The organism is Bradyrhizobium sp. (genome assembly GCF_019244115.1).
Taxonomy (GTDB): Bacteria; Pseudomonadota; Alphaproteobacteria; order Rhizobiales; family Xanthobacteraceae; genus Bradyrhizobium.
The window spans coordinates 1-9,638 of sequence record NZ_JAFATE010000896.1 but is presented as its reverse complement, the minus strand read 5'-3'; the positions used below and the strand labels follow the sequence as shown (position 1 = coordinate 9,638).

General features: G+C 65.4%; 7 protein-coding genes. 3 read left to right on the top strand and 4 right to left on the bottom strand.

The window, feature by feature from the left end:
• Window positions 1–548 (top strand): GTP-binding protein (locus tag JOZ76_RS37390; RefSeq protein ID WP_291706383.1); only part of this gene is annotated, 548 nt, incomplete at its 5' end.
• Window positions 549–606: 58 nt separating this feature from the next.
• On the opposite strand, the gene JOZ76_RS37385 is transcribed toward JOZ76_RS37390, so the two are convergent.
• The 3 genes from JOZ76_RS37385 to JOZ76_RS37375 form a co-directional block, all read right to left on the bottom strand.
• Window positions 607–1,722 carry an ATP-binding protein gene (locus tag JOZ76_RS37385; protein WP_291706382.1) on the bottom strand — a complete coding sequence of 372 codons (1,116 nt, stop codon included), beginning with the start codon at window positions 1,720–1,722 and terminating at the stop codon, window positions 607–609.
• Between the two features lie 11 nt (window positions 1,723–1,733).
• Window positions 1,734–4,652, bottom strand: a complete 2,919-nt coding sequence (locus JOZ76_RS37380) for an ATP-binding protein (protein WP_291706381.1) — start codon at window positions 4,650–4,652, stop codon at window positions 1,734–1,736.
• A 147-nt stretch (window positions 4,653–4,799) separates the two neighbouring features.
• Complete coding sequence (locus tag JOZ76_RS37375; RefSeq protein WP_291706380.1) at window positions 4,800–4,928, bottom strand: hypothetical protein; 129 nt, start codon at window positions 4,926–4,928, stop codon at window positions 4,800–4,802.
• Between the two features lie 605 nt (window positions 4,929–5,533).
• Here JOZ76_RS37375 and JOZ76_RS37370 point away from each other — a divergent pair.
• Both JOZ76_RS37370 and JOZ76_RS37365 read left to right on the top strand, forming a co-directional pair.
• Window positions 5,534–6,661: a radical SAM protein gene (locus tag JOZ76_RS37370; protein WP_291706379.1), complete on the top strand. Its 1,128-nt coding sequence runs from the start codon at window positions 5,534–5,536 to the stop codon at window positions 6,659–6,661.
• 531 nt (window positions 6,662–7,192) lie between these two features.
• Window positions 7,193–8,917, top strand: a complete 1,725-nt coding sequence (locus JOZ76_RS37365) for an ATP-dependent Clp protease adaptor ClpS (RefSeq protein ID WP_291706378.1) — start codon at window positions 7,193–7,195, stop codon at window positions 8,915–8,917.
• Window positions 8,918–9,073: 156 nt separating this feature from the next.
• Here the strand turns inward: JOZ76_RS37365 and JOZ76_RS37360 are convergent, their stop codons facing one another.
• Window positions 9,074–9,577, bottom strand: coding sequence for a ferritin-like domain-containing protein (locus JOZ76_RS37360; protein ID WP_291706384.1), 504 nt, complete (start codon window positions 9,575–9,577; stop codon window positions 9,074–9,076).
• Between the last annotated feature and the right edge of the window lie 61 nt (window positions 9,578–9,638).

Genomic DNA, 9,638 nt, shown 5'->3' with positions numbered 1-9,638 from the left:
AGGCGCTGAACGAGGACGCACTGCTCCGCTCTCAGCTTCGCGCAGCAGACATTGTGGCGCTGAGCAAGGTGGATCTGGTGGACGCGGCGGCATGTGCGCAGATGCGCGCGGCAATCCGCGTGCTGCGTCCGGCGGCGGCGGTGGTCGATGCGATCAATGGCGAGGTGCCTCCAGCTCTGTTGTTCGCCCCAGATGTCGATCGCGTCCCGGCATGGCGCGAGGTCGGGCCGCGCGGGCCGGTGGCCGACCGGTTCGAGGCCTTGAGCTGGACCTCGGAGCGGCCGCTCTCGCTGCCGCGGCTGCAGCAGGCGATCGGGCGCCTCGCACCAAAACTCGCGCGTGCGAAGGGGCTGTTCGAGACCCCCGAGCAGCCCGGGCGCCTGATGGTGTTTCAGCTCGCCGGCGGCCGCGCGACGCTGGCACCGGGCGGGCCGCTTTTAGCCGGCGTGCCGCGGACGCGCATCGTCTTCATCGCCGAACTCGGCGTTCTCTCGCGCGCCGAGATCGATCGGATCATGGAAACCTGTGTCGATGTCCAGGCGACGTGAGAGCCATCCGCCGTGGTGCGAAGCGCACACGGATTCATCGCGAGATCCCGCCGGATCGTCACCCCGGGATGCTGAAGCGGAAGGTCGCGCCGCGGTCGACCTCGGACTCGGCCCAGATGCGCCCGCCGTGGCGCTGCACGACACGGGCCGCGATCGAGAGCCCGATTCCGGTGCCCTCATATTGATCGGTCGCGTGCAGGCGCTGGAACGCGCCGAACAGTTTTTCGGACTGGCTCATGTCGAAACCGGTGCCGTTGTCGCGCACGGCATAGATGCGCTCGCTCGCCTCGGTCCGGCCGCTCACGGCGATGACGGGATCGGAGCGCGTCGCCGTGAACTTGAAGGCGTTGGACAAGAGGTTGACGAAAACCTGCCGCAGCAGCGCCTGGTCGGCGACACAATCGGGAAGCTCGCCGACATGCACGGCGATCTGCCGCGGACCGCTGGTACGGCGCAATTCGTCCGCCACCTCGCGCACCAGCGCCGCAATGTCGACGCGCTGCCGCGACAATGGCTGACGGCCGAGCCGCGACAGCCTGAGCAGGCCGTCCGTCAGCCGCCGCATCTGCTCGGCGCCGGCGACGATGCCTTCGAGCTGCACCAGTGCCTCGTGCGGCAATTGCGGCGAAAAATCCTCGATCAGCGTGTCGGCATAGCCGAGGATCACGGTCAGGGGGCTGCGCAGGTCGTGCGCCACCGAGAAGGAGAACGCCTCGAGCTCGCGGTTGGCGGCCTCGAGCTCGGCGGTGTGCTCGCGCACGCGCCGCTCCAGCGCGGCATTTTCGAGCCGCAGCCGGCGCACCGCGAGCGCGCGCTCCAGCACCGGAATGATCATGCTGAGCTTGAACGGCTTCAAAATATAATCGAGCGCGCCCGCCTTCATGGCCTCGACCGCGGTCGCGATGGTGCCGGCGCCGGTCATGATGATGACGACGAGATCGGGATCGAGCTGAAGCGCAGCCTGCAACAAGGCGATGCCATCCATGCCGCCCGGCATCATGCGCAGGTCGGCGAGCACGAGATCGCATTTGCTCCGCCGCAGCGCGGCCAGCGCAGCTTCGGGATCGGTGAAGCCAATCGGATCGTAGCCATGCGCCGGCAGCGTGCGGCACAGGGCCTGCACCTGCGCGGCGTCGTCGTCGACGATCATGACCAGCGGCCTTGTGTCCGTCATTGGGTCCGTCATCAGCCACGTCCCCGCCTCTGCCCGCTTGCCGACGCGTCGCTGCACAGCACCAGCGTTTCGCGCAGCTCGCGAAGTTTTGGCGGCTTGCTCAGTACAAAATCGACATGGGGTGGAATGTCCTCCCCCGACAGCAGCCGCCGTCCCCATCCGGTCAGCATGATGACGGGCGTCGCCGCAGACAGGTCCTTGATCGCGGCGGCCACCATGCGGCCATCGACATTCGGCATGCCGAGATCGGTGATCACTGCGCCAAAACTCTCACCGGCGGCGAGTGCCGCGCGGAAGGCTTTTACGCCGGCCGCCCCGCCATTGGTGGAGACGACGACGTGACCGTCCGCCTGCAGCGTATCGCGCAGCGATTTGAGCAGCAGGGGATCGTCATCGACCAGCAACAGGCGCATGCGCGGCGGCACCGCCAATCCCGGCCTGGCTCCGGGCGCGGCGATCTGATCGGCCGGCGGCACCGGAAAGCTCAGCGTCACGATCGTGCCCTTGCCGACTGCGCTGTCGATCTCGACATCGGCGTTGTGCCGGCGCGCGACGCCATAGACCATCGCAAGGCCGAGGCCGGTGCCGCGTTCGCCCTTGGTGGTGAAGAACGGCTCCATGCAGCGGCGCCGGGTCTCCTCGTCCATGCCAGCGCCTTCGTCGCCGACATCGACCTGGAGCTGGTCGTGTCGATTGCCGGCGGGGCTCTTCATCAGGCGCGTGCGCACGGTCAGCGTGCCGCCGTTCGGCATGGCGTCAACCGCATTGAAGATCAGGTTGATCAGCGCCTCACGGATCTCGCTCTCGACCCCGAGGATCGGGGGCGGCGCGGCGGCAAGCTCGGTCCTGAGCGCAACCACGGTGCCGCGCTGCTGCGCCATGTCGCTCCAGCGCGCCCGCGTCAGATCGATGACCTGCTGCACCAGCTGGTTCAGCTGCACCGGAGCCAGCACGAGCTGCGGTTCGCGCTGTCGGTAGAATTCGGAGAGGCGTGCAACGGTGTGCGCGACGTCGTCGACGGCGCGCTGGATGGTCTCCAGCGATTCCCGGGCGCTGGCGCTGAGATCGGGCTCCATCTCCAGCAGCACCTGGGTGTAGAGCGTGACCGGCGACAGCGCGTTGTTGATGTCGTGTGCAATGCCGCTCGCCATCTGCCCGAGCGCGCGCAGGCGTTCCTGCTGCATCACCGCCTGCTGCGTCTGCTGGAGGTCGTGATAGGCCTGCTGCAGGGCCTCATAGAGCTGCGCCTGATGCGCGGCGAGGGCGACATGCTCGCTGAGCTGGCGCAGGAACTCGCACTCGCCGCTGGAAAAACCTTGCGGCTGCAGGCGTGCCGCCACCAGCACTCCGAACACCTGGCTCTCCACCTGCAGCGGCGCCAGCACCAGGGACCGCAGACCGGCGCGGCAAAGCCGTTGCGGGAAGGGGGCGTCCAGTTGCGCCAGATCGGGCTCGTAGACCAGTTCACCCCGCACACAGCGCGACAGGCCGTTCTGGTCGATGGCGAGCCGCGCCCGCTCGGGCATCGCGAGGCCGAGCGCGAGCGTGCCGCTCTTGACGCCGAACCTCGCCACCGTCAGCGTCTGGTCGGTGCTGTCGTGAAGACACAGGCAGGCCAGATCGACCGGCAGCTCGTCCTCGAGGCTGCGAACCGCGACCTGGAAGATGCTGCTGAGATCCTGCCGCTCGCCGATCGCCCGCGTGATCTGGTGCAGCAGGCTCAGGCGGGCGAGCTGGGCGTGGGCCTTCTGCTCCGCCTTGTGGCGAACGTCGACTTCGCTTGCCAGGGCTGTGTTCGAGGACTCGAGCTGCTTGCTGCGCTCGAGAGCGTCCTGCTCGCTGCGCAGGCGCGCCAGCTCGGCGGTCTGCAGCGCCCGCAGGACCTCGTCGGCCTCGCTCAGTCCCGTCGCGGGCGCAGTCAGGATCTCGCCGCGGTGCTCCGGGGTCGCCAGCCGGCGCAACGTCGCGATCGGCGCCACGATCTGTCTGGTCACGACGAGAGCAAGCAGCAGACCGAGCGCGAGCACGGAGCCACCCACGAACAGCGTACGCATCGCGGCTTCGATGGCGGGCGCGGTCAGCTCGGCGATCGGCACTCCGATGGCAACCGTCCAGCCCGAGGTTTCGATGCGGCTGAAGGCGGTGACGAGCGCGATGCCCTCACGCGAGGTGTTGAAGAACACGTCCTCCTGCTTTTCCAGCAGGCGCGCCAGCAACGCAGGTCCCGGCTTCCCGCCCACAAACCGTTCGGGACTGAGATTGCGAGCGACGGTCACGCCCTGCCGGTCGAAGATCGCGACCGGCCAGCCGGGCGGGAGGTCCTGACGGCGCATCGCATCGGCAAACGCGTCAGCCTGCGGAACGATCGACAGGGAATAGACGATGCTCCCCTCGGGATTGCGCACCGGCACCTCGATGGAAACGACGTAGCGACGTGCCGCGACTCCAAGATACACGTTGGAGATCGCGGGGCTGCCGGTGGCAAACACCTGCTTGGTCGCTTCGATGTCGGGCCGCCGGGGCAGCGGCGCGCCTGGTGGCAGCAGCGTATTCAGGACCTGGGTGCCGTCCTCGCGCAGCAGCACGATGTTCGAGCCCGGAAACTGTTTCGCCACGACAGCGTCGGCGCGGGCGCGGAAGACATCCAAATCGCCGCGGCGAAGCGCGTTCGACATCGCCAGCACCTCGAGCACCGCGATGCGCGCCTGCTGCTGCTTCTCGATACTGAGCGCAAGACTGTGCGCCAGTTCCAGCGTCTTGCGGCCCGCGTCGGTCACGGCATTATGATAATCCAGATATCCGCGCGCCAACGTGAAGGCGACCAGCGGAACCACGCTGGCGATCACCAGCATCATCAGCCGCGCGCGCAGCGAAAAGCGTCCGTCGCGCCGTTGCGCCCCAAGGGCCTGATCGGGAATGACGTTCTCCATCGATCGCGGCCTCGTTTGACGAAAGCTGTTCCGCACAGTCAACTAGCGACGATACATACTCACGCGGGCGCTTGGTCGCGAGGTTCTCCGTGTCGCCGGACACAATTCAGGACAATCGGTGGGCCGAATCAGACACCGCCTTCAACCTTAAATCAACATCTCGGCGAGACCGGCGCGGCGCAGCGCGATGGTCGAGCGCATCGGCGCAGCCGGCGTGCTGATGCCGGATGGCGATGGAACGTCCGTGACAACACGGCCTGTCGACGAATGATCCATGGCTCGAATCTCGGACCGGCTGCCGAACGGGGCGCTGCCAAGAACCGGTGCGCGGTTCCTGCCTGCGGGAAGCCGCACCGACATGCCTGCCTGGCCGTGAAGACGCAGCGGTGTGCCGTATACCACTTCTCGTCGCGACATCCATATGTCACAAGTGTGATCCGCGCGCAACGCCACGTTGCAAACCGAGCCAAAATCCGCCGCCGCGGCGTTTTTGCGCGTATGAGGAATTGACGCCCGGGCAGCTACGGTGTCATCCCCAAGGCTGGGGCTGGCGCTCCATCGGATGGAACATGAAAAACCGACGCGTCACGGTCGCCCGGGACGGGGAGTTGATAGCTGCGTTTTCCCGGATGGACATTCGCGGCCCGCTGGTCGATGGAAAATGCCCACGCTTTGTGCATGGCCGGCCCAAACGCGGCTCAGCGCCGTCAAGGCGTGGGAGGTGTTGCCGGTGGATGTCGCGGGGTTTCCAGTTTATGAACAGCTTTCATTTGGCCGCCTGCGGCGCAGGTCAGGGTCATCTTCGGATATAAGTTCTTAGAGTAGGCTCAGCGTAAGCGGCGCAAGGACCAGGCAATTCGGTACGGACCAAGGAGGCAGCAGTGCACGACGTCACCCATCCTACAGGGCTTCGCAGCCTGCCGATGCCCGTGCCGGCTGCCGGCCTCGAGGCGTACCAGCGGGAACGCGCACTGGCGCTGTCCAGTGACCCGCGTCGCAAGGCGAACTTCGAGGCCTATCAGGCGCATCAGCGCCGCGGCGCCGTGATCGATTATCTGCCGATCAAGCTCGACATCGAAAACGTCAGCCGCTGCAATTTCCGCTGCACCATGTGCGTGGTCGCCGAGTGGCCGAAGGGCCAGCGCGCGGAGGACATGCGCTTTGACGATTTCCGCCGCCTGATTGACGAGCAATATGGGCTGGTGGAGATCAAGCTGCAGGGCATCGGCGAGCCCTTGATGCAGCGGGGCGATGAATTCTTCGAGATGATCCGCTATGCCCGCTCCAAGCACATCTGGGTGAGAACGACGACCAATGCGTCGCTGCTTCACCTCCGCGACAACTACAAGAAGCTGGTCGATACCGGGGTCAACGAAATCCAGATCTCGATCGATGGCGCCACCAAGGACGTGTTCGAAGGCATCCGTGTCGGTTCGGTGTTCGAGCGCGTCGCCGCCAATTGCAAGCTGATCAACGGCTATTGCCGCGAGAAGGGTGTCGAGGTGACGAAGATGTGGACGGTGGTCCAGCAGGGCAACCGCCACCAACTCGGCCAGCTGGTCGATCTCGGCCAGGAGCTCGGCTTCACCAATCAGGTGTTCTCCCTCGAAGTGATCGGCTGGGGTCTCGACAAATGGAATGAACGGAACGCCTCCGTCACAGTGGAGGACGAGCTTGGCCTCGATTCGATGCTCAGCCTGCTCGAGAAGGGCCGCGCCCAGGGCCGGCGTGTCGCCTTCTGGCACACCACCGAGAAGTATCGGACGGATTCGCCGTCCCACCTCTGCCCGTGGCCGTTCGAGCGCGCCTATGTCGCCTCCGACATGCGCGTCGTGCCGTGCTGCACGGTGGGCAACCCGGACACCTACCAGATCGGTCCTTCGCTCAAGAATAACGGCAGCTTCTCCGAGGTCTGGAAAAGCGATGAGTTCGCGGAATTCCGCCGCGCCCATCTGGAAGGCCGGCCGCCGCAGATCTGCCGCGCCTGCTACGAGCAGGGCGAGCACTGACGGAGTGCTCGCGGTCGTCAGGCCGGGAGCGGATCCTGGACGTCGACGGCGTTCGCCGAGGCGCACGGCACGTCCCACTTGCCGTCGGGATCACGGCGCTATCCTATAGCAGGATCTCATCCGACCTCGGCCGATCGGTTCAACGCGCTCCGATCACGGGCGTGGTCTGATTGCGGCCGCGACCATGCCTGTCACACGCGACGATCTCCTGAAAGGCTTTCTGTGGCCCGATGCCCGCGGAGAAGCCGAGTTCCGCGCCTACATCTGACTGGCGACCTGCATGGCATCAAAATCGCCGACTGAATCCACACGCCAAAGCTGAAACGGCTTTTCGCGCGGGCACGGGCCACGAATCATGACATGCGATCGTGCCGTCACATAAACTATCAAGGAGAGTCCGACCCCACCCATCCTTTCTCAGCGCACCCGCTTGACGGATGCGACATTTTATGATGTTCTTTTTTTGTTCTTTTCTTGTTCTTTTCTATCTTTAGTTGAATAACTATGCTAGTACAACTATAGGAAACAATGATGGATGTGGTCAGCGGCGGCGCCGGGACAATCCGGCTCGTTTTTCATGATGATGAGGCGACGCCCCACGGTTTTGTGGTGGAGCTCCTCCGCAGCGTCTTCGGCAAGACCGAGCGTGAGGCGGTCGCGTTCCTTTCGGGAATCGACAAGCAGGGCAAGGTCGCCTGCGGGCCATATCCAGCCGCTGTTGCCAACGCGCTGCTCGCGGCGGCGCGCGAGCAGATCCGCGCCGGTGGATTTCCGCTGCTGATCACCAGCGAGGCCGTCAGCGATTGTTGCGATCTTTGCGGTGCGACGCCGGCCCGGACGGAGGTGTCGCTCGCGGCCCAGACCGCTCGACTCTGTGCGGCCTGCGTGCGTGCGATCGCAAGCGTCCCTCAGGACCAGCAGGAGGGAGAGTTCAGGTGGGCCTGGGACGCGCTCGCGTGGCATTTTGCCGGGATTTCGCAGAGCGGCCTGGTCACGACGGTCCGGCAGTTTCCCGGTCACATGCGGGCCGACGTTCAGGTCGCGATCGATACGCTGTTCGCCGCGCCGATCCGGTTCTTCGGCTTCCATGAGGAATATCGTTGGGAGACACCGACCTTCACCGGGCTGATGCGGCCGGGCCGCGATGCCCCGGTGATTGCGCCGCCGCAATATCATGAGATCGATATCGGCGAGGACGCGGCGGTGCAGTGCCTCCGCAACGGGCTGTGGCTGTGTCGCGATGGCGAACTGCGCTATGCGGTCGTCTTGTCCTTGCATCAGGAACCCAATCAGGAGACCGCGATCCGCCTCGAGATTGCCGTTCCCACAGGGAGTGCCGGCCAGGAGCTCGCGCAGCGCTGCTTCGCTGGGCTCGAAGAAGCCGTGCGCGCGGCACGTTCCTATCGCGGCAAGATTCTCTCGCTCGACGGCGGGGCCAATTATCGCGGTCGATCGCGGGGCGTGATGGTCCACCGCCTGCCGCCGGTCGACCGCGAAGCGGTGATCCTGCCCGAGCAGACCTTGAGACTGCTCGACCGCAACGTGCGGAGCTTTGTCGGAAGCCGCGCCAGCCTGCGCCGGCTCGGCCAATCGACCCGCAAGGGCATCCTGCTCTACGGCCCGCCCGGCACCGGCAAGACCCATACCATCCGCTATCTCGCAACCAATCTGCCCGGACACACCACGCTGATCATCACCGCCGAACAGGTCGCTCTGCTGGGCATGTACATGAACCTTGCGCGCCTGCTGCAGCCCGCCTTGGTCGTGATCGAGGACGTCGACCTGATCGCCCGCGATCGCAACGAGATGGCGGGGCCTTGCGAGGAATCGCTGCTCAACAAGCTGCTCAATGAGATGGATGGATTGAAGGAAGACGCCGACATCCTGTTCGTGCTCACCACCAACCGGCCGGAGCAGCTGGAGGCCGCGCTGGCCGGCCGCCCCGGCCGCATCGATCAGGCGATCGAGGTGCCACTGCCGGACAGGATGGGCCGCGACAAGCTGGTTCGGCTCTATGGAAAGGGGCTGCCGCTCGATCAGAGCCTCGTGAATGAAGCCGTTGCCCGTACCGAGGGCGTCAGTGCCGCCTTCATCAAGGAACTGATGCGGCGCATCGCGCAAGCCGCGCTCGCGCGTGACGCCGCGATATCGGTCGTCTCGACCGATATCGACGAGGCGCTAGACGACATGCTGTTTGCCGGCGGCCAGCTCAACGTGAAACTGCTCGGCGGCGCGCAGGAGATGGTCACGGGGTGATCGGACCAATGTCGCGCGCGCTGGCCCGAGGTCGGGCCTGAACACTGGATTCAGGCGAGGCAGGCCGGGATGACGTTCGATGATCCCGTTCCCGCCATAGTGACACTTCGGCCGCCCGGCCCTGATGACGTCTCGATCCCACCGGGATGCATCCCGTCATGCGGCGTGCCGCTGCTGGTGTTGCAGATATTCCATGGTCACCTTCTCGACATTGCCGTCGATCCAGTCTGCCATGCGCTCTTCCTCCTGCAGCGACTGCTGCAGCGGCGCGCGCGCCTGGTCCATGCCCGCCGCCCGGCAGAGCGCCAGCAGCGACTTGTAGGCGGCGATCTCGAAATTCTCGAACGCGTTGTTGGCAAACGTGTTCTTGAGGATTTCATCTCCCGCCATCGCATGCATCATGGCCTGAAGGTTTGCCGCAACCGATTGCGTGGTGTCCTTCACGCTCGAGGTGCTCTCGCCGCAGGCCTCCAGGCACTGCTCCAGGCGTCGCAGCTGCTCATTGGTCTCCTGCAAATGCATCGAGACCTTCTGCTTGATCTCGGGATATTCGTCCAGCCGTTCGGACTGACGTTCCATCAGTTCCCTGGCCTGGATCTCCATGGCGTGCGCGTTGCGCAGGCCGACGATGAAGGTATCGCGTGCGGTGTTGGTGGCCATTTGTGCTTCCTTGGATTTGCCTGCTCCCGTCGAGCGCTCAACCGCGGCGGCGCACGATCGT

Bases quoted from the DNA above. Each gene is read 5' to 3' on its own strand.
- JOZ76_RS37375 (WP_291706380.1), bottom strand. From the start codon at position 4,928: ATGGATCATTCGTCGACAGGCCGTGTTGTCACGGACGTTCCATCGCCA.
- JOZ76_RS37385 (WP_291706382.1), bottom strand. From the start codon at position 1,722: ATGACGGACACAAGGCCGCTGGTCATGATCGTCGACGACGACGCCGCG.
- JOZ76_RS37380 (WP_291706381.1), bottom strand. From the start codon at position 4,652: ATGGAGAACGTCATTCCCGATCAGGCCCTTGGGGCGCAACGGCGCGAC.
- JOZ76_RS37365 (WP_291706378.1), top strand. From the start codon at position 7,193: ATGGATGTGGTCAGCGGCGGCGCCGGGACAATCCGGCTCGTTTTTCAT.
- JOZ76_RS37360 (WP_291706384.1), bottom strand. From the start codon at position 9,577: ATGGCCACCAACACCGCACGCGATACCTTCATCGTCGGCCTGCGCAAC.